Consider the following 18,813-nt stretch of genomic DNA (forward strand, 5'->3'; position numbering starts at 1 on the left):
TTGTATTTGATTTTATATACTGTGCTTTCGAGGTTACGTTATGGCACTTCAGTTCCGCATGGCTCCGAAACACGCGGCGAGCGCGGCAAAAGATATGACCGTCGGCAGTCCGCTGAAATTGATATTTTTGTATTCCGTTCCGCTGCTGGCGGGTAATCTGGTACAGCAATTGTACAGCATGGCCGACACCATAATCGTCGGGCGGCTGCTGGGAACCGAAGCGCTCGCGGCGGTCGGCAACACGGGTCCGATGAACTTTTTGGTGTTGGGGTTCGTTCTGGGACTGACGTCGGGATTCGCCGTTATTACCGCGCAGCAGTTCGGCGCAAAAAACGAAGCGGGCGTGCGGCGCTCCGTGGCGATGAATATTATCCTGAACGGCGTTTTTGCCGTGATTATGACGGTGCTTTCCGTGGCGACTGCGCGGCCGCTTTTAGAACTGATTCGCACGCCGCAGTCCATTATGGACGGGTCGTGTTCGTATATCGTCATCATTTACCTCGGAATCTGTACGACCGTTTTATACAACGCGACGGCGTGTATCCTGCGCGCGCTGGGCGACAGCAAGTCGCCGCTGTATTTTCTGATCATATCGTCGCTGCTGAATATCGGGCTCGACGTTTTGTTCATTTTGCAGTTCAATATGGGGATTGCCGGTGCTGCCTGGGCGACGGTCATTTCACAGGCATTCGCGGGGTTCGCGTCGCTGGTGTATATGATCGTACGGTTCCCGATTCTGCGGGTTTCCCGGAAAGATTTCGAGTTCAATCCGTGGTTCGCCTGGCAGCATTTGCGGATCGGACTGCCGATGGCGTTCCAGTTTTCGATTACGGCGATCGGCGTCGTCGTGCTGCAGGGGGCGCTGAACGTGTTCGGTCCGGTGAAGATCGCCGCGTACACGGCGGCACAAAAAGTGGAGCAGCTTATCGCGGTGGCGGCGTCGACGTTCGGCGTTACGATGGCGAATTATACCGGGCAAAACCTGGGCGCGGGGAGGCTGGACCGCATAAAAGAAGGAACGCGCACGTGCAGTCTTTTGACGATCGGTGTGTCGCTGATTTCGATGCTGATAGCGCTGCTGCTTGCCGAACAGCTGACCGGGTTGTTCGTAAAAGGCGAGCAGCCGGAAGTGATTCTGGCCGCCGCGCAATATCTGCACATAACGTCGGTGTTTTATCCGGTGCTGTTTATCATTTTCGTATACAGGAACGTTTTGCAAAGTATCGGGCGCGGCTTTATGCCGCTGATGGCCGGTGTGGGCGAATTGGTGGCCCGTGCGGCCGCGGCGTACACGCTGCCCGCGCTGATGGGATACACAGGTATCTGTTTTGCAGGCCCGCTGGCTTGGTTTGCGGCGGCTTTGCCGTTGTTCATTGCGTATACGATTATTATGAAAACGTTTAAAATAGAAAACGCGGCTGCACGATGAGGGGGTAGCGGAAAAGACCGGAACCCCGAAGCGATACGCGCAGCGTTCGGTTCGGGGCGAGGACTTAGGAGCGAGGGGGAGACTTCCCCCTCCGGCTGAATATTATATGCGGTGCATGGCGCTGAACACGCGTTCGTGCATGATGTTTATGTCGACGCCGAGACTGCCGCCGAGGGCGTTCATTTCGGAGCGCAGATCGTCGATGGGAACGTCGGAGCTTGCAAGATCGACCATCATCATCATGACGAAGTTGCCTGAAAGAATCGTTTGACTGATGTCCGCGATGTTGATTCCGTGTTTTGCAAGGAATGCGCTGACTTTTGCGATGATACCGACTTGGTCCGTACCGACGACCGTAATGATTGCGTTCATGCGGATATACTAGCGCATTTCGAGCGGCTGCGCAAGCCGGCGGAAGCTGTACGCGGCCGGCGGAAGCTGCATGCGGCCGGTATCATTTCGGCGGCGACGTTGTGTGCGCGCCGTCATTTCGGCTGAAGTGGCGCACGCGACGGATGAACGGGCTGTGACTGCGTTCAGACCGATGATCCGTGCGGCGGCGTATCTAAAAGCTGATTATTTCTTCATACACGCAGATTGCGAACTGGTCGGTCATGCCGGACAGATATTCGATGATACATTTGTCGTACGATTCTTCGTTCGCGAGGTCGAACACGGTGCGTACGCCGTCGTATTTGAGAACGTGTTTGCGTTCCTCGTCGTACTGCGTGTATTTTACGAGCCAGTTTTCAAAGGTGCGGCAGAGAACGGGAAACTGTTTGAGTGCGAACGGTATTTTTCGGGTGCGGGCGGCAGGATACGCGCGGCGCAGCGTGCTGCAGATAGTGCGGATAATGTTCGCCGCGTACGACTGGAATTCACGCAGGCGCCAATGACTGTAGATGTTTTCATAATTGAATCGTTTTATTTCGGTGATAAAGCGGTAGTTTTCAGGTGAAAAACACAAGCCGGTTTCGGGCGAACTGCGGCTGCACAGGTCGACGATAAGGTCGTTTATGAGTACCGTGGTGTTGACGGTTTTGCCGGTTTTGAAGCCGAAGCACGAGGCGACGATTTCGCGCAGCTGGCGGTACGCGCCCATGTCCAGAATATGGTATTCGCGGGCGTCTTCAATGTCGCGGCCGAGGTAGGCGATTTTGTCGGCAAGTTTGACGACGCAGCCTTCCCAGGTGAACGGCTGCGCGCTTCCGGCACGCCGTATCGTGTACAAATCGAGCGGATTCGTGCGCGGCCGGATTCCCGATTCGTCTATTTCACCGCAGTGACAGACGATGCCGTCGCGGACGGCGTACGTCAGGTCAAGGTGCCGAGCGGCGCCTTCGGTGTCTTGCAGCGTTTCTATGTAATCGGCAAAAAAAAGACTGTTCCGTTCGTGCCAGAATTTTTTCGGTGCGTTTTTGCCCGGTTTCTGTTCCAAAAGCGAATTGAGGCATTCTTCGCCGTAATGGCCGAACGGCGCGTGGCCGATGTCGTGGCCGAGCGCGATGGCGGACGCGAGCTGGTCGTTCAGTCCCAGATATTTGGCGACGGTAGACGCGACGGATGCGACGTGCGACACGTGTTCCATGCGCGTGCACACGTGGTCGTTGTGCGGTGCGAAAAAGACCTGCGTTTTATGTTTGAGCCGGCGGTACGCTTCGCAGTGAAGGAGACGCGTGTAGTCGCGTTCAAATTCGGAGCGGATATCGTTGTTCCGGCCGTACAGCGCCTGTTCGCGCGCGACGCAGGTTTCCCAAAGAGGATTCGTTTCATCGGTTCTGACTGACTGAAAGGAGCCTTGCATTCGTACACCTCCGCGTTTCTTGCATATTATTAACGCTTACAGTACATTTATAGTATGAAACGAAGCTTTTTTACAATATGCAATGTCGTCGGTTTGTCGGTTTTGTTTTTTTCCTGTTATGCGTGTGCGGTCAATCCGGCGAAGGTAAATCCCGACGTGCTGACCGGTTTTAAATTGCAGGATTCGGTTTTGCTTGCCGATCGTCCGTCGGAAGATATCAACGGTTTTTTGCCCGATCAGATATACGTTAAAACGCTCACGCAGACGTTCTGCCGCGATTATCAGTTTTGTCTGGTCGACGGGCGCATTTATTACAAATCCATGCCGGACGCGGCGTATTCGACTCCCGGAAAAGATGAAAGCATCTGGACGCTCGTAAACGGAACGGGACTGCCGTACCCCAAAAACGGAAAAGATTTCGACGTGCCGAAGCGGATCACCGAAATATCCGCCGACGCGGACAGTCTGTTCGTTTTTTCGTCCGATGGGGAAATGTACCAGATGTTTACGAACAACAATGCGCCCGAAAAACCGTTCGTGTGGCTCGGTTCTTTCGGTTGGCCGGAAAAAATCCGGCTGACGCAGAATCAGTACGTGAAGAACAAGCGCGGCTGGAGTTCCGGAACGCGGCGGCAGGACGTGCTGTGGCATGAAGACATCTTCGGCAATCCGCATCATTACGGTACGATGGGGATCGAAACGCTGTATTTTCTGACCGAAGACGGTCAGCATATCCGTTTTACGGACTCGGGACTGCCGGCTGATTTCAGCCGCAGCCTGCAGGGGCCGGAAGACGGCGCGTTCATTGCGGAAAATATCAGCGCGAGCGCTTCGACGATGTTCCTGATCGATAAGGCCGGGCGTATGTACACGCGCCTTGCCGACTTCGATACGATCGGCTGCGATCCGATGTTTTTCCGGTACACGTACGATAAGCTCGAACAGAAATATACCGGTTACGATTATCTATCCAACTACGCAGCCTGGGGACTGCCGTCCGAACCGTGGCGCAGTCAGCCGGAAATACCGCTTGAAGGCAAGGCGCGGCTGACGCGTTTTATCACCATATTGCAGAACGGACATGGAAACGCGGCGCGGGAACTGCGCGTTGCGGGACTCGATTCCGCCGGCCAGCCCGGATACTATTCAAAGCAGATTATGGACGAGGCGGCCGCCGACTGGACGTTCGTAGCCGCGCCGCTTTCGCTGCCGGAAGATTCGTTCCTGCCGGTAACGGCGGCCGGTATTCCCGAAGACGCGGCGGAACACTTGACCGGAGAGCGGCAGGAAATTGCGTACAAGGGCTTTTTGTGGCAGGACGGCGCCAGAAACAAAGGTATCGAATGTTCCGTTCCCGATTTTTCGATGAGCGACGGCGAGTGTACGCTTTTCTTGACGTATAAAGATGAAACCAAGCAGGTTACGCTGTATCCGGTGGAAATCTGGTCGTATATGTTCCGATCCGATCCGGGATTCGACGGAACGACGAAAAACTTTTTCATTACGTTCAGCTTCGAGCCGGATTTGTTTGAATCCGCGTATCCCGAATTTACCGAAACGCTTGAGCGGCTCTTTAAAGGAAAGCATCACGCCGTTTTTTCGTCGAAAGCGTCCGCAACGGAAAAATATTTTAAGTTATCGGTGGAATATCGGCAGAAACTGGATTACGAGCTGCCGCTGTCCGCCCGGATTGACGACATACAGCCGATTGCGGCCGTTTCCGTGCCGGAAAAAAACAGTTTCGTATTTTTCCTGACGAATACGCGGTATCAGTCGCCCGTTCAGGAATTCGCGGCGATTCCGCTGTTCTACGATTCGCCGATTTTACAGTATTATTATTCTGAAGCGCTGTGGCTGCCGCCGGGACGGAGCATTTCCATTACGAACCGGGGCGTGCTGGATCGATGTGTTGAAGAAAATCAGACGTATCTGAAAACGCTGCAAAACCGGCTTACACTGTACAAAAAATATGCCAAACGTGCGGATCTTTCGCGCTGGGGATATAACGTGGTGGACTTGTTTACGACGGTTACGTTCCTGAATCAGCTCGATTTTCCCAAAATAAAAACGGTTACCAGTTTCGGCAATCAGATTATGGACGAAAACGCCGATACGTATAAAACGGTCGCCGAATCGAACGAATGGGCGTATTCCCACATGTTCGAGCTGCTTGAACTGCGGATTAACGCGTACGAGTCGATCCAGCACGCTTTTGCCAAAGGTGTCAGAGAAGAAGCGGTGCCGGACGGTTTGCGCAACACGTATATCGAGTATTATGCCGATATCAATCTGCCGCGGTCGCTGGCCGGTGTAACGGAACTGCCCGGCACGTCGTACGCGGCGATGTATCAGCTGACGAACACACCGATGTTTCCCGGTTTTTGCGTTATGCTCGGTGACGAGGATTCGACGAGTATTTTTGTCGAATTGAAAGATTCGGCGGAAACCGTCTTTTCGCTGAAACACGCCGTTTCAAAAGAGCATCCCGTTTCGTTCCCGGCAAAACTGCACGTGTTTACCGACAGGGGCGGTGATTCGGAAATAATAAAAGCGATCTCGGGGAAATCCGCGAAAGTGATATGGGACGGCACGAAACTGAGCGTTACGGTCAGGGCGGGATTGTTCGGATCGAAAACGGTGTTTGCGGGTTCAACCGGAACGGCGTTATAGCCGTTCGCGCTCGGGTACGGCAAAGGTCGGCCGGTTCGTTTTCGCGGTACCTTTGCAATACGGCCGAGCGCGATTACGGCAAAGGCCGCACCGCAGGCGGTTACGGGTTGCCGTACAGCGGCGTTGACAGATAGCGGTCGCCGGAGTCGGGCAGCAGGACGACGATCGTTTTGCCTGTGTTTTCCGGCCGTTTGGCGACTTCCGCGGCGGCGTACAGCGCGGCGCCCGAGGAAATACCGGTAAGAATGCCTTCCGTCACGGCGAGCGCGCGGCCCGCTTCGTAGGCCTGCTCGTTCGTTACCCTGAAAATCTCATCGTATACGGCGGTGTCGAGCACTTTTGGAACGAATCCCGCGCCGATGCCTTGTATGCCGTGCGGTCCCGGCGCTTCGCCTGACAGTACGGCGCTTGCGTCCGGTTCAACGGCGACGATGCGGACTGCGGGATTTTTGCTTTTCAGATATTTTCCGACGCCGGTAACGGTGCCGCCGGTTCCGACGCCGGCAACGAAAACGTCCACTTTTCCGTCAGTATCTTCCCATATTTCGGGGCCGGTCGTGGCCACGTGAACGGCAGGATTCGCCGCGTTGTCGAATTGGCCGAGTATCAGCGAGCCGGGAATGGATTTCTGCAGTTCTTCGGCTTTTGCAATCGCGCCTTTCATGCCTTTGGCTCCTTCGGTCAGAACCAATTCCGCACCGTACGCCTTGAGCAGCGTGCGGCGTTCCGTGCTCATCGTTTCGGGAAGGGTAAGAATCGCTTTGTATCCTTTCGCCGCCGCCATCGCCGCAATGCCGATTCCGGTGTTGCCGGACGTCGGTTCGATGATTGTTGCGCCGGGTTTGAGCAATCCTTTGCGCTCGGCGTCTTCTATCATGGACAGCGCGATACGGTCTTTGACCGAACCGGTCGGGTTAAAATATTCGAGTTTTGCCAAAAGCACCGCTGCCGTTGTACCGTGTTTCCGTGCGTAATTGTTCAGTGCCAGAAGCGGAGTGCGTCCGATCAATTCTGTTGCGCTGGATTTGATGTGAGCCATTCTTATCCTCCTGCGATATAGGCTGAACGTATGATAGCGTATAATTCCTACTATGTCAATAGGAATTGAGCGCGTCAATCAGAGACTCCGCGGTAAATTTGAAAATCCGGCGGATTGCGCTGCAAACGGGAATTATCGGCACAATATCGGCACAATATCAGATTTTTATAAAAAAAATGGTTAAAAGTCCATCTTTTTAGAATTTTTTTCAAAAAAAGTTGTGTTGTATACTAGATATGCCGATAATATAGTTATATTTTCTTATTCTTGAGAAAATATGACTCCTGAGTTCGGGGGGGGGGGTCTAACTGTCTTATTTTATCGGGAATGATTAAGGAGTTTTGCATGAAAAGCTTACGGACAACCTTAATTGCGGTAACAACGACATTAGTGTTGATTGTCTGCCTGTGTTCCACGCTGCTTGCGTATGTGTTCGCGCGCAACGCTGCGATGGATATTATCATCGCCGATATGAGTGTTCTTGCCACGTCGGTTGCAAAGGAAGTCAAACAAACCGTTGCAACCGAATCGGAATCGCTGCGACTGCTCGCACTGCAAAGAACGCTGTATTCGGAAACGACTTCGCTGAATGAAAAGGTCGCCGAACTGCAAAGCGCGCTGTCCATTGATCCGGCGCGGATTGCGTACGCAGTGTGCGATACCTCCGGATTCGGCAGAACGACGTCCGGGGACTCGATTTCCGTCGGCAATCAGTCGTATTTTCAGGATGCGCTGGCAGGAAAAACGGTTATCAGTGATCCGGTTGAAAGCGCGCTGCGCTCCGATTCTTTGGTGATGGTGTACGCGACGCCGATAAAGACGCCGGAGGGCCGCGTTACCGGTGTTCTGACACTTGAAAAGAGTGCGGAAGGATTATCGACTCTTTTAAAAAGCATCGTCGTCGGAAAGACGGGCGGACCGTTCGTCATCAGCAACACGACCGGCAATACGATCGGCTACGCGGATTATAAACGGGTAACCGACCGCGAAAACATTCAGACGCTTGCCCGGTCGGATTCCAGCATGACGGCGCTTGGCGCCGCCGTGGCGGAAATGCGAAGCGGTGCTTCCGGCTCAGCCTCGTATACGTTCAATAAAACGTCGTATCTCATGTCGTACACGCAAATTCCCGGGCAGGCGTGGAGCATCGCCATCAGGGCGCCCGTGAACGAATTCACTTCGTCGATAACCGTCATGCTCGTTACGATGCTGATCGTAGCGGGAATTTTCGGCATACTCGGAATTGCGGTTGCGGTGATCTTTTCTTTCAAAATAACGGGCCCCATTACGACGGTGCAGAAAGCGCTGCTGTCGATAGCCGAAGGCGATCTTGCCTGCAATTCGATCACCGAGGAACAGCGGATCGCCATAAACAAACGGTCTGATGAAATCGGTGCGATGGGCCGCGCCGTTTCAGACATGCTCGAACAGCTTTCCAGCATAACGGCGGCAATTCTTCAGTCTGCCAAGCAGATTGAAAGCGGCAGCGCTCAGATCAGTTCCACCAGTCAGGATCTTTCTTCCGGTGCGTCGGAACAGGCGGCGTCTTCCGAAGAAATGTCTTCAACGGTTGAAGAGATGGCATCCAATATCAAGCAGAACGCCGATAACGCACTGAAAACGCAAAGCATCGCCGATTCTTCCGCCGCCGACAGTGAAAAAGGTGAAGCGGCGGTTCGCAGCGCCGTGCAGAACGTAAAAGATATCGTTGATAAAATACATATCGTGGAAGACATCGCCAATCAGACGAATCTGCTCGCGCTGAACGCGGCGATTGAAGCGGCCCGTGCCGGAGAGGCCGGAAAAGGATTCGCGGTCGTTGCGAGTGAAATCAGAAAACTGGCGGAACGCAGTCAAGTCGCTGCCGGTGAAATCAGTGAATTGTCGGTTCTCACGCTCGAATCCGCGGAAACGGCCGGTTCCATGATTTCAGGCGTTATTCCCGGTATCCACAATACTGCCGAGCTCATAGACGAAATCGCGGTCGCATGCCGCGAACAGGACAACGGCTCCCAGCAGATCAACAAGGCTATCGTGCAGCTCGATTCCGTAGTGCAGCAGAACGCCGCCGCGTCGGAGGAAATGGCCGCCATGGCGGAAGAACTTTCGTCGAACGCACAGAATTTGGTTGAGATTATAAGCTTTTTCAAACTGGCGGACGGTTCGTGTGCTGAAGCGGCTGCCGCGCAAAAAGCGTCGCCCACGCAAAATGTCGCCGGAAACGCTTCTGCGCGGCCGACTCCCGCACGGCCGGTTTCGGGCATCGCCGTGCCTAAGAGCGCCGTACCCAAAAGCACGCCGCGAAGCGCCTTGACCGGAGGGGTATCGTCGCCGTCGAGTTTGCCGATATTATCTACAGATGATACCGATTTTGAAGAATTCTGAGACCGCGGCGGCGCGGGACCTTTTTGCGCTGCAGGATACGGCGTATCGTGCTTTTCACGCGAAACTGGTCCCGACGCTCGACGCCGAACGCATTATCGGCGTACGGACGCCCGCGCTGCGCGCTTACGCGGCGCAGTGTGCCGCGAAGTGGACGGACGGTGAAAAACGGGCGTTTTACGCCGCCGTTCCGCATTATTATTATGAAGAAAACAATCTGCACGCGTTTTTGCTCGCGCGGCAGCGGGTGCCGGGCGACGTTCCGTTCGACCGGGCAATGAGCGCAGTGGATGCGTTTTTGCCGTATATCGACAACTGGGCGACGTGCGACATGTTCGCACCGAAATTTTTTGCCGCGTATCCTGCGCGCGTGCTCCCGTTCGTGCGCAGATGGCTTGCAAGCGGCCGCACGTATACGGTTCGGTTCGCCGTCGTAACGCTGCTTCAGTTTTTTCTTGATGAAAATTTTACGCCTGAAATACCGGAACTTGCCGCATCGTGTCCGGCCGGCGATTATTACGCGGATATGGCCGTCGCCTGGTTTTTCAGCACTGCGCTGGTAAAACGGTACGACTCGGCGCTGCCGTACCTTACGGAGCGGCGCTTGAGCGTCTGGGTGCACAATAAAACGATTCAAAAAGCGGTTGAAAGCCGCTGCGTTTCCGCCGAAACGAAAACGTATCTGCGTTCCCTGAAAATCTGAAATCGCTTGATGCGGAAAACGCTCCATAGTTTAAAAAACGCCGCGGATGTGTTATATTATATGATATGGAAAAACAAAATGGTAACGAAGTGCGTGAAACCGGAAACGGTGTGGAAGCCGTCGTTGACAGTTACAATGAAATCATGGAGCCCCGTGATTGTACCGTTTTTTTGCTGAACGATGATTTTACGACGAAAGAATTCGTAGTTGAAGTTTTAACCGCCATATTTCATAAAGGAACGGAAGAAGCGACCGTTTTGATGGAAACCGTTCATATGCAAGGTAAAGCCGCCGTCGGCGTGTATGCGCGCGACATCGCGGTAACGCTGGCGGCCCTTACGGTCAAAACCGCCCGTGAAAACGGATTTCCGCTTCGCTGTGAATTGGAGGAATTATGAAAATTACGCCGCAACTCCAAAAGATAATCAATTCCGCCATGGAAGACGCCGGAAAATCCGGTCACGAATTCGTAACGCCGGAACATCTGCTGTACGCGTCGCTGAAATTTCCGCCGGTGAGAGATTTGCTGCTCGTCTGCGGCGGCGACGTGGATACGATTTTGACGAACGTGAATTCATACCTTGAGACTAAAGTGCCGGTTGCCAAAGACCATACGCCGATTCAGACTGTCGGATTTCAGAACGTGATCGAACGGGCGGTACTGCACTGCGTTGCGGCCGAAAAGCAGGAACTTGAAATAACCGACGTGATCGTGAGTATGCTCGACGAACCGAAAAATTACTGTTCTTATTATTTGCACAAAGGCGGTATAGACCGGCTGCGGCTGATCGAAGTCATCAGTTACATCAAATACAAATGCGACGAGTCGGCCGACTTGCAGTCGTGCATCGCGGCGATGCTTGAGGACGAACAGTTCCGCGACGGAGTAACGGATGCGTTTCCGGTCCGGAGCGTCGGAGCGTCGGAAAAGCCGTCCGCCGACAGCGCGAAATCTGCGGCCGGCACTTCCGCTTCTTCTGCCGGAGACGGTGCGGAAAGCGCGGAAGGCGGCGGTGCCGGAAAAAGCGCGCGCCGGACGGCGCTTGAACGGTACGCCGTGGATTTGATTGCGGAAGCTAAAAACGGAAATTTGGAATCGTTTATCGGGCGGGATGCCGAATTGGAACGCACGGTGCAAGTGTTGTGCCGCCGGTCAAAAAACAATCCCATCCACGTCGGCGACGCCGGCGTCGGTAAAACGGCGATTACGCACGGACTGGCGGCCCGCATCGCGGCGGATCAGGTACCGGACGCGCTGGCCGGGTACGCGCTGTACAGTCTGGATATGGGAGCGCTTATCGCCGGAACGAAATTTCGCGGCGATTTTGAAGATCGGTTTAAACGGATTATCGACGAACTCCTGAAAAAAGAAAAAGCGATTCTCTTTATAGACGAAATTCATACGATAATCGGAGCCGGCGCGTCCGGTTCCGGCAACCTCGACGCGTCGAATTTACTGAAACCGGTGCTGACTTCCGGCAAAATCCGCTGCATCGGTTCCACGACTTTTGAAGAATACGCGCGTATTTTTGAAAAAGACCGGGCGCTCGCGCGGCGGTTCCAAAAGATCGACATACTCGAACCGGGCGCAGCCGATACGGTTAAAATTCTTGAAGGACTCAAGCCGGCGTACGAAGCGTATCACGGCGTTTCGTACACTGCGCCGGCGCTCGCCGCAGCGGTCGATTTGTCGGTGCAGTATCTGCCCGACCGGCGGCTGCCGGATAAGGCGATCGATATTCTGGACGAAGCGGGTGCGTACGTGCGGATCCACCGGAAGGCGGCGAACCGTCCGCGTACCGTTTCCGCTGCTGCGGCAGCCGGCGGAAGCGGTACGGTTTCTTCGGCAGCGTTTTCCGCCGGTGCGGCGTTTTCTCACGGGGCAGCCGTGCCCCGTCCTCAGCGTAAACCGCGCGTAACGGTTGCGCTCGTTGAAAAAATCGTTTCTAAAATGGCGCGCATTCCTGAGCGGAGCGTCAAAACCGACGAGCGCGACGTGCTGCGCAATTTGGAATCCGTGCTGGAGCGTGAAATTTTCGGTCAGGATGAGGCCGTTTCGCTCGTCGTACAGGCGGTGAAGCGCTCGCGCGCGGGGCTGCGCGATCCTGATAAAACGGCCGCGAACTTTTTATTCGCGGGGCCGACAGGCGTCGGTAAAACGGAGCTTGCCCGCGCGCTCGCACAGTCGCTCGGTATGCCGCTTCTGCGCTTCGATATGAGCGAATATCAGGAAAAGCATACGGTGAGCCGCCTGATCGGTTCGCCGCCCGGCTACGTCGGGTTTGAAGAAGGCGGACTTTTAACGGACGCCGTGCGCAAAGAACCGTACGCAGTCGTGCTGCTTGATGAAATCGAAAAAGCGCACGCCGACATTTACAATATTCTGCTGCAGGTAATGGATTACGGGCAGCTTACCGACAATCAGGGGCGCAAAGCCGATTTCAGGAACGCGATACTCATCATGACCAGCAACGCCGGCGCGCGCGATATCGGCAAACCGCTGATCGGGTTCGGCGGGCGGGCAGCGGACGGTTCCGCCGTTCGGGAAGCGGTGGAAAAGGCGTTTACGCCCGAGTTCCGGAATCGCCTCGACGCGGTGGTGCCGTTCGGTCATCTCGACCGGCTCGTCGCCGAAGATATCGTCCGGAAAGAACTGCGCAAACTGGCTGCGCGACTGGCACGGAAAAAGGTGTCGCTTGAAGTCGACGACGCGTGCGTCGCGTTTCTTGCCGACCGCGGATATTCGCGTGAATTCGGCGCGCGCAACGTTGCGCGTACCGTGGATTCGCTAGTCGCGTCTGCGCTGGTAGACGCCGTACTGTTCGGAAAACTGGCGGACGGCGGAACGGTTCGCTGTTCGGTAAGCGGCGGCGCCCAGACTGCCGTCGGCGGCGTTCAATCTGCCGGTACTTCGGGTGCCGGCAATACGGCTGCGCCGGCCGACGTTTCGGGTGCCGAGCGCTCCGTTACGTTCACGTATGCATAACGCGGGTTCGGACGGCACGTTCCGCCCCGTCGTGTTTCCCGAGCCGGACGGCGGGCGGGGAATCGTTGCGGTAACGGAAGATATCAGCGTGGACTCGCTGTATTCGGCGTATCTGCAGGGCGTGTTTCCGTGGTTCTGCGAAGACCGCGGCGAACCGGTCGTCTGGTGGTCGCCGGATCCCCGCTTCGTTCTGCTGCCCGGCGAACTGCACGTTCCGGACAGACTCGAGCGGTTTTTGAAACGGACGCCGTATCGGTATACGTTCGACGTCGATTTTGAAGCGGTGATTACCGGCTGCGCGAACGTCCGCCGTCCGGGACAGGCCGGTACCTGGATCGGTCCGAAAATTATCGACGCATATTGCCGGCTGCATCGGGAAGGAATCGCCCATTCCGTGGAAGTTTGGCGCGGCGATACGCTCGCGGGCGGATTGTACGGCGTACTCATCGGGCGGGTGTTCTGCGGAGAGTCGATGTTTTCACTGGAAAGCGATTCGGCTAAATCCGCGTTCGTGCTGTTCGTTCGTGCGTTCGCTTCGTGCGGCGGTGCGCTGATCGATTCTCAAGTGTATACGGATAATCTTGCCCGATTCGGCGCGAAAAACGTTTCACGCGCTGCGTTTCTGCGCCTTGAAAGGGAATTGCTGCCGCAGCCGCTCACCGAAGATCCGGCGGAGGCGTTTTACCGCGCGTGCCGGGGCACTGATTAGTACCGGGGAAGGGCGATTCGTGCGTCGGGGTTTATGCCCGGCAGTCTGTGGTCAGGCAGAGCGCTTCGTGCTCCCGTTCAGGATTTTTTTGCCGCTTTTCAAATTTTACCGTTTTTCAACCAGATACAAATATTCGGTTACGTGCGTGCTGCGAGCTGCCAAATTCCGCGAACCGCGGAACGCGTTGTAATTCCGCTCCAATCTGACGACCGAGCCGTGCTTGGAAAGCAGTCCGGTCATTGCGTCGGGAGAAAGGAAGCCTTCGGAATTGAACGAAATCAGCAAAAAGCGCGCGTTCACGTTCGCGACGAGGTTTTCAAGCGCGTCAGCGATTTGCCGTTTCCGGTTGTAAGCCGAGCGGTTCCAGCCGGCCGGAATGCCCGACACTTTGCTTATCGTCCGCTCGTCCGGCTTCTGTCCGGAAGCGATCAGATTCAGCATGAAATAATTCGATCCGTACGGGTGCTGATTGTACGGCGGGTCGATATACGCGAGGTCGGTTGCAGGCGCGTCTTTGACGATGCGGTTCGCGTCGCCGCAATAGACCGTCGTTTCGCACGTAAAATTGCTGAACACCGGGTACGGCAGCGTGATGTCGCCGCAGATGCGCTGCAGGGCATTCCGTCCCGCGCCGCCGAATTGACCGGTGCCGTCCGCGTTTTTGTAAAAACCTTTGAAAATACCCGCAGTGTTCGCGTGAACGGACGCTTCGGCAAGCAGCGGCGCTATCAGAAACGGCTGCATGTCTTGCGGTACTTTCCGCGCGATAAGGGCGCGCGCGGTGTCGATGAACCGCGCGTTTCGTCCCGTATAAAAACAGCGTTCTCCCGTACGCACGGCTTCGTCGTCCGCCGGTGCGTACAATTCGGTAACGAACCCCGCGGAAAGCGGTCCGCTTTCAAGTTCCGAAACGAGTTCCGCGTGAAGCGAACGCAGCTGTTCCGTGTCAGCGTCTTTTCCGTTAGCCGAATAGCAGCGGTTTATGACGAACGCGTACGGTTCAAGGTCGTTTACGAGCAGGCGGCGCGCGTATCGCCGCAAGTAACGCGACACGATTCCCGATCCCGAAAATACGTCGAACACGTCGAGTTTCCGCCCGCCCAGTTTTTCACGGACGAGCTGCACTCCGCTGCCGATAAAGTCGAGCAGCGCGCGTTTGTTTCCGATGTAGGTGATGAGCTGTTCGCTCAGATATGCGGGATTTTCTGCGGAATCCGCGGAATCTGCGGCGGCGGTCGGAGTTTCGTTCATATGCTGATTATAGCGGAAATGACGACCGTTGCAATCCCCGCGCAGCCGATGGCGAGCGCGCTTATGGAACCTTCGGTTTCTCCGATTTCTATCGCCTTCGTCGTTCCCATGGCGTGGCTGCTGACGCCGATCGCCAGTCCCGCGGCGACGGGATTTTTGACGCGCAGCAGTTTCAGCAGCGGTTCGGCGATGATCGTTCCCAATATTCCGGTAAAAATGACGGCGGCGCTCGTTACGCCCGCAATGCCGCCGGTTGCCTCCGACAGGCTGAGGGCGATGGGAGTCGTTACCGATTTGGGCAGCAGCGACGCGGTGATGACGCGGTCGAGCCGGAACAGTCTGCACATGAACAGAATGCTGCCGGTCGAGACGGCGGTACCGACCACCGTGCCGACGAGGATCGGAATCAGGTTTTTTTTGAGCGTATCGAGTTGATTATACATGGCGACTGCCAGAACTGCGGTCGCGGGGCCCAGAAACAGCGAAATGAAATAGCCGCCGCGATTGTAATCGCCGAACGGTATGCCCGTAATCCATAAAAACAGACAGCACAGAATGCTTGAAACGATGAGCGGGCTGGTCAGGGCCGATTTCCATTTTCTGTGTACGACGATACCGATCTGGTACGTAAACACGGAAAGCGTTATGCCGAAAAACGGCGAAGCGGCGGCCGTGTCGAACATCGTGCGAAGCAGCTCTTTCATGATTTTCCCTCCGTTTCGGGTGATTGCCGGCGTTCGTTGCCGGCGTTCATGATCCGGAGACAAAGCGAAACGGCGGCGGCCGTAGCGGTGAACGTCAGAATCGTGGAAACGGTGCATATCAGTATGAACGGGAGCAGAATCGAACGCAGCAGCGGTATGTGTTCAAGTATGCTGACGCTGGCCGGTACGAAGAAAAACGCCATATTCTGCTGCAGAAACGCCGTTTTCGTTTCGATGTGGCGTACTTTGAGCAGTTTCACAAGCAGCAATATGAACAGCAGGATCATACTGACGATGCTGCCCGGCAGCGTGAACGGCAGTACTGCCGAAATGCATTCGCCTGCAAGACACAGGGCGAACACGATCGCGATTTGCAATAAAATTTTCATAACAGAACCTTTGATTATACCGCATATAACGGTATGCGGAGCTTATAATGCCATATTGTGCGTTTTGTTGCAACGGTGAAAAGGGCGGCCGGCCGGCCGTATCTTGTAGAAATTCATTTTTTTGTGTTAATATCAAATGCAATCTTTATAGTAGTAGTAAAGATTTCTGGGGGTATTGATTATGAAAAACGCGTATGTAAAACGTGTCTGGGAACAGGTTCAGGCGAAAAACGCCGCCGAACCCGAATTCCTGCAGGCGGTGCAGGAAGTTTTGGAATCTCTGGAACCGGTCGTGGATACGATGCCGGAATTGGAAAAAGGCGCGATTCTCGAGCGCATCGTCGAGCCGGAACGGGTAATCATGTTCCGTGTTCCCTGGGTCGACGATTCCGGTAAAGTTCAGATTAACCGCGGTTTCCGCGTTCAGTTCAACAGCGCCATCGGCCCGTACAAAGGCGGTATCCGCTTTCATCCGTCGGTAAACCTCGGCATCCTGAAATTCTTGGGATTTGAACAGGTTTTCAAGAACAGTCTGACGACGCTTCCGATGGGCGGCGGCAAGGGCGGTTCCGATTTCGATCCTCACGGAAAATCCGATAACGAAGTCATGCGTTTCTGCCAGTCGTTCATGACCGAATTGAGCCGTCATATCGGTGCGGATACCGACGTTCCCGCGGGCGACATCGGCGTCGGCGGCCGCGAAGTAGGTTACATGTTCGGTCAGTACAAACGTCTGCGCAACGAATTTACCGGCGTCCTTACCGGAAAAGGTTTGCAGTTCGGCGGTTCTTTGATTCGCCCCGAAGCAACCGGTTACGGCTGCGTGTATTTTGCGCAGAACATGCTTGCCGTCAAAGGCAAAGATCTGAAAGGCAAAGTGTGCGCCGTCTCCGGTTCCGGAAACGTCGCGCAGTTCTGCTGTGAAAAATTGATCCAGCTCGGTGCCAAACCGGTAACGATGTCGGATTCTTCGGGTTTCATTTACGATCCGGACGGAATCACCGCGGAAAAACTGGCGTTCATCATGGAACTTAAAAACGTAAAGCGCGGCCGCATCAAAGAATACGCGGACAAATATCCCTCGGCAACATATACGGCCGGCGCGCGCCCCTGGTCGGTAAAATGCGATTGCGCGTTCCCCTGCGCGACGCAGAACGAATTGAATTGCGACGAAGCGAACGCGCTGATCAAAAACGGCGTTCAGCTGGTTGCCGAAGGCGCCAACATGCCGTCTACTCCCGACGCCGTAGCGGCGTTCCAGAAAGCGCTCGTCATGTTCGCTCCCGGAAAAGCGTCCAACGCCGGCGGCGTGGCGACGTCCGGTCTCGAGATGAGCCAGAACTCCATCCGCCTGTCCTGGAGCCGTGAAGAAGTTGATGAAAAACTTAAAGGCATCATGAAAAACATTCATGACAACGCGTACGCGGCCGCCAAACAGTTCGGTATGGCAGGCAACTACGTTGCCGGCGCCAATATCGCCGGATTCCTGAAAGTGGCGAAAGCGATGCTGGCTCAGGGTATCGTCTGATAAAACGGTGAACGGAACGCCGCGTGAGCGTGCCGCTTATCCGGCGTTTTCCGTTCCGTTTCGACGCGCCGTGCCGTGGTGTGCATCGCGCGCCGCATTGTGCCGTCGCGTACCACGGTATTCAGCCAGTATCATTTAATAAAATTAAATCGTTTTGAAAATTGACACGTCCGATTCCTTAATGATAGAATAACGTATGGCTTTAAAAACATCTAATAAAAAAACGGAAATGTCGGCGCTGTTTCAGACGCTCATTCAAAATTACGGTTCGCTGCGGGCGGCGCTCGATACGATTTATCAGTTGTCGCAGAATATCCGTCTGCTGTCTTTCAACTCGTCCGTAGAAGCGGCACGCGCCGGTCAGGCGGGGCGGGGATTCCGGATCATTGCCGGTGAAATAAAAAAGTTTTCGGAAAAAAGCGACGAATCGAACAAACTGTGCGGCGACGTAGTTAATACGATCGAAGGCGGTATGCAGCAGCTTATCGGCGTGCGCACCGCGGATATGGCGTTCGATCTCATCGATAAAATAGACCGTAACCTGTTTGAACGCAATTGCGACGTGCAGGCCTGGGCAACTTTCGGAAAAATAATTTCGGCGCTGGAATCACCGTCCGCCGCGTCGCTGCAGAGTGCGCGTGAAATATTGTCGAATCTGGTGAAGATATACGAAGTGTATCTGGACATCGTTCTGTGCGATCTGTCGGGAAAAGTCGTGTGCACCGGCGTAACGTCCGTGCTTGAAGGCACCGACGTTTCGGAACGGGAATGGTTTCGGCGTACCGTGGAAAGCGGCAAAGTGTACGTTACCGATATGTATCATTCGGCGACGCTGAACGCGCAGACCGTTGCGTACAGTTGTCCGGTGTGTTCTCTCAGCGGGCAGCTGCTCGGCGTCATTTCGACTCGGTTCAATTGGAAATTCATTTACGATATAGTGGATAAAGCCATGATCGGCCGCGACGGTGAAATTTACGTCGTAAACAAGCAGGGAACGGTTATTGCGTCTAAAAATAAAGGCGATGTCCTGAACAAATCGCTGTCGGCGCTGCCGGCTATGACCCGGCTGCAAAACGGTACCGATTACGGCTACGATATCGACGCGCAAAAAGACGGAAAACTGGCCGTGTTCGGTTTTGCCCGTACGCAGGGATACAACGCGTATCGGGGAAAAGACTGGTCTGTCATCGTCCGGGAAATATATCAGTAAACGGAGTGC

15 protein-coding genes are annotated in these 18,813 nt (G+C 55.0%); 9 read left to right on the forward strand and 6 right to left on the reverse strand.

Features of this window, described 5'->3' with window-relative positions:
• The first annotated feature begins 40 nt into the window (after positions 1 to 40).
• Complete coding sequence (locus TREBR_RS02555; RefSeq protein WP_013757662.1) at positions 41 to 1,429, forward strand: MATE family efflux transporter; 1,389 nt, start codon at positions 41 to 43, stop codon at positions 1,427 to 1,429.
• A gap of 102 nt (positions 1,430 to 1,531) precedes the next feature.
• On the opposite strand, the gene TREBR_RS02560 is transcribed toward TREBR_RS02555, so the two are convergent.
• Positions 1,532 to 1,801: an ACT domain-containing protein gene (locus TREBR_RS02560; RefSeq protein WP_013757663.1), complete on the reverse strand. Its 270-nt coding sequence runs from the start codon at positions 1,799 to 1,801 to the stop codon at positions 1,532 to 1,534.
• A 193-nt stretch (positions 1,802 to 1,994) separates the two neighbouring features.
• Entirely contained in the window at positions 1,995 to 3,233 is a 1,239-nt protein-coding gene (locus tag TREBR_RS02565; RefSeq protein WP_013757664.1) for a deoxyguanosinetriphosphate triphosphohydrolase family protein, read from the reverse strand.
• 54 nt (positions 3,234 to 3,287) lie between these two features.
• Here TREBR_RS02565 and TREBR_RS02570 point away from each other — a divergent pair, with 54 nt between their 5' ends.
• Positions 3,288 to 5,903 (forward strand): hypothetical protein, encoded by a 2,616-nt coding sequence (locus TREBR_RS02570; protein ID WP_013757665.1) that lies wholly within the window; start codon positions 3,288 to 3,290, stop codon positions 5,901 to 5,903.
• Positions 5,904 to 6,003: 100 nt separating this feature from the next.
• Here the strand turns inward: TREBR_RS02570 and cysK are convergent, their stop codons facing one another.
• Positions 6,004 to 6,942 (reverse strand): cysteine synthase A, encoded by a 939-nt coding sequence (cysK, locus tag TREBR_RS02575; RefSeq protein WP_013757666.1) that lies wholly within the window; start codon positions 6,940 to 6,942, stop codon positions 6,004 to 6,006.
• Positions 6,943 to 7,287: 345 nt separating this feature from the next.
• Between cysK and TREBR_RS13460 the strand changes: the two genes are divergently transcribed.
• The 5 genes from TREBR_RS13460 (at position 7,288) to aat (ending at position 13,722) form a co-directional block, all read left to right on the forward strand.
• Positions 7,288 to 9,327 (forward strand): methyl-accepting chemotaxis protein, encoded by a 2,040-nt coding sequence (locus tag TREBR_RS13460; RefSeq protein WP_013757667.1) that lies wholly within the window; start codon positions 7,288 to 7,290, stop codon positions 9,325 to 9,327.
• Positions 9,302 to 10,027 carry a DNA alkylation repair protein gene (locus tag TREBR_RS02585; protein ID WP_013757668.1) on the forward strand — a complete coding sequence of 242 codons (726 nt, stop codon included), beginning with the start codon at positions 9,302 to 9,304 and terminating at the stop codon, positions 10,025 to 10,027. Before TREBR_RS13460 ends, TREBR_RS02585 begins: the two co-directional genes overlap by 26 nt.
• A gap of 65 nt (positions 10,028 to 10,092) precedes the next feature.
• Complete coding sequence (locus TREBR_RS02590; protein WP_013757669.1) at positions 10,093 to 10,425, forward strand: ATP-dependent Clp protease adaptor ClpS; 333 nt, start codon at positions 10,093 to 10,095, stop codon at positions 10,423 to 10,425.
• Positions 10,422 to 13,013: an ATP-dependent Clp protease ATP-binding subunit ClpA gene (clpA, locus tag TREBR_RS02595; protein WP_013757670.1), complete on the forward strand. Its 2,592-nt coding sequence runs from the start codon at positions 10,422 to 10,424 to the stop codon at positions 13,011 to 13,013. The genes TREBR_RS02590 and clpA overlap by 4 nt, the downstream gene beginning before the upstream one ends.
• On the forward strand, positions 13,006 to 13,722 hold the full coding sequence (gene aat, locus TREBR_RS02600) for a leucyl/phenylalanyl-tRNA--protein transferase (RefSeq protein WP_013757671.1): 717 nt from the start codon (positions 13,006 to 13,008) through the stop codon (positions 13,720 to 13,722). The genes clpA and aat overlap by 8 nt, the downstream gene beginning before the upstream one ends.
• 105 nt (positions 13,723 to 13,827) lie before the next feature.
• Here the strand turns inward: aat and TREBR_RS02605 are convergent, their stop codons facing one another.
• Genes TREBR_RS02605 through TREBR_RS02615 form a run of 3 tightly spaced genes read right to left on the reverse strand, consistent with a single transcriptional unit; the run spans position 13,828 to position 16,066 of the window.
• Positions 13,828 to 14,973, reverse strand: a complete 1,146-nt coding sequence (locus tag TREBR_RS02605; RefSeq protein WP_013757672.1) for a DNA adenine methylase — start codon at positions 14,971 to 14,973, stop codon at positions 13,828 to 13,830.
• The gene (locus TREBR_RS02610; protein WP_013757673.1) at positions 14,970 to 15,677 is read right to left on the reverse strand and encodes an LrgB family protein; all 708 of its coding nucleotides are present in this window, start codon (positions 15,675 to 15,677) and stop codon (positions 14,970 to 14,972) included. Before TREBR_RS02610 ends, TREBR_RS02605 begins: the two co-directional genes overlap by 4 nt.
• On the reverse strand, positions 15,674 to 16,066 hold the full coding sequence (locus TREBR_RS02615) for a CidA/LrgA family protein (protein ID WP_013757674.1): 393 nt from the start codon (positions 16,064 to 16,066) through the stop codon (positions 15,674 to 15,676). The genes TREBR_RS02610 and TREBR_RS02615 overlap by 4 nt, the downstream gene beginning before the upstream one ends.
• Positions 16,067 to 16,247: 181 nt before the next feature.
• Between TREBR_RS02615 and gdhA the strand changes: the two genes are divergently transcribed.
• On the forward strand, positions 16,248 to 17,594 hold the full coding sequence (gdhA, locus tag TREBR_RS02620; protein ID WP_013757675.1) for an NADP-specific glutamate dehydrogenase: 1,347 nt from the start codon (positions 16,248 to 16,250) through the stop codon (positions 17,592 to 17,594).
• A gap of 196 nt (positions 17,595 to 17,790) precedes the next feature.
• Positions 17,791 to 18,804, forward strand: a complete 1,014-nt coding sequence (locus tag TREBR_RS02625) for a methyl-accepting chemotaxis protein (RefSeq protein WP_013757676.1) — start codon at positions 17,791 to 17,793, stop codon at positions 18,802 to 18,804.
• The last annotated feature ends 9 nt before the right edge of the window (positions 18,805 to 18,813 follow it).

Source organism: Treponema brennaborense DSM 12168 (genome assembly GCF_000212415.1).
Taxonomy (GTDB): domain Bacteria; phylum Spirochaetota; class Spirochaetia; order Treponematales; family Treponemataceae; genus Treponema_F; species Treponema_F brennaborense.

What these genes read in the sequence shown, in the direction of transcription:
- TREBR_RS13460 (WP_013757667.1), top strand. Translation starts at nt 7,288, where the DNA reads ATGAAAAGCTTACGGACAACCTTAATTGCGGTAACAACGACATTAGTG.
- gdhA (WP_013757675.1), top strand. Translation starts at nt 16,248, where the DNA reads ATGAAAAACGCGTATGTAAAACGTGTCTGGGAACAGGTTCAGGCGAAA.
- TREBR_RS02610 (WP_013757673.1), bottom strand. Translation starts at nt 15,677, where the DNA reads ATGAAAGAGCTGCTTCGCACGATGTTCGACACGGCCGCCGCTTCGCCG.
- TREBR_RS02555 (WP_013757662.1), top strand. Translation starts at nt 41, where the DNA reads ATGGCACTTCAGTTCCGCATGGCTCCGAAACACGCGGCGAGCGCGGCA.
- TREBR_RS02585 (WP_013757668.1), top strand. Translation starts at nt 9,302, where the DNA reads ATGATACCGATTTTGAAGAATTCTGAGACCGCGGCGGCGCGGGACCTT.
- TREBR_RS02590 (WP_013757669.1), top strand. Translation starts at nt 10,093, where the DNA reads ATGGAAAAACAAAATGGTAACGAAGTGCGTGAAACCGGAAACGGTGTG.
- TREBR_RS02560 (WP_013757663.1), bottom strand. Translation starts at nt 1,801, where the DNA reads ATGAACGCAATCATTACGGTCGTCGGTACGGACCAAGTCGGTATCATC.
- TREBR_RS02605 (WP_013757672.1), bottom strand. Translation starts at nt 14,973, where the DNA reads ATGAACGAAACTCCGACCGCCGCCGCAGATTCCGCGGATTCCGCAGAA.
- clpA (WP_013757670.1), top strand. Translation starts at nt 10,422, where the DNA reads ATGAAAATTACGCCGCAACTCCAAAAGATAATCAATTCCGCCATGGAA.
- aat (WP_013757671.1), top strand. Translation starts at nt 13,006, where the DNA reads ATGCATAACGCGGGTTCGGACGGCACGTTCCGCCCCGTCGTGTTTCCC.
- TREBR_RS02565 (WP_013757664.1), bottom strand. Translation starts at nt 3,233, where the DNA reads ATGCAAGGCTCCTTTCAGTCAGTCAGAACCGATGAAACGAATCCTCTT.
- TREBR_RS02625 (WP_013757676.1), top strand. Translation starts at nt 17,791, where the DNA reads ATGGCTTTAAAAACATCTAATAAAAAAACGGAAATGTCGGCGCTGTTT.
- TREBR_RS02615 (WP_013757674.1), bottom strand. Translation starts at nt 16,066, where the DNA reads ATGAAAATTTTATTGCAAATCGCGATCGTGTTCGCCCTGTGTCTTGCA.
- cysK (WP_013757666.1), bottom strand. Translation starts at nt 6,942, where the DNA reads ATGGCTCACATCAAATCCAGCGCAACAGAATTGATCGGACGCACTCCG.
- TREBR_RS02570 (WP_013757665.1), top strand. Translation starts at nt 3,288, where the DNA reads ATGAAACGAAGCTTTTTTACAATATGCAATGTCGTCGGTTTGTCGGTT.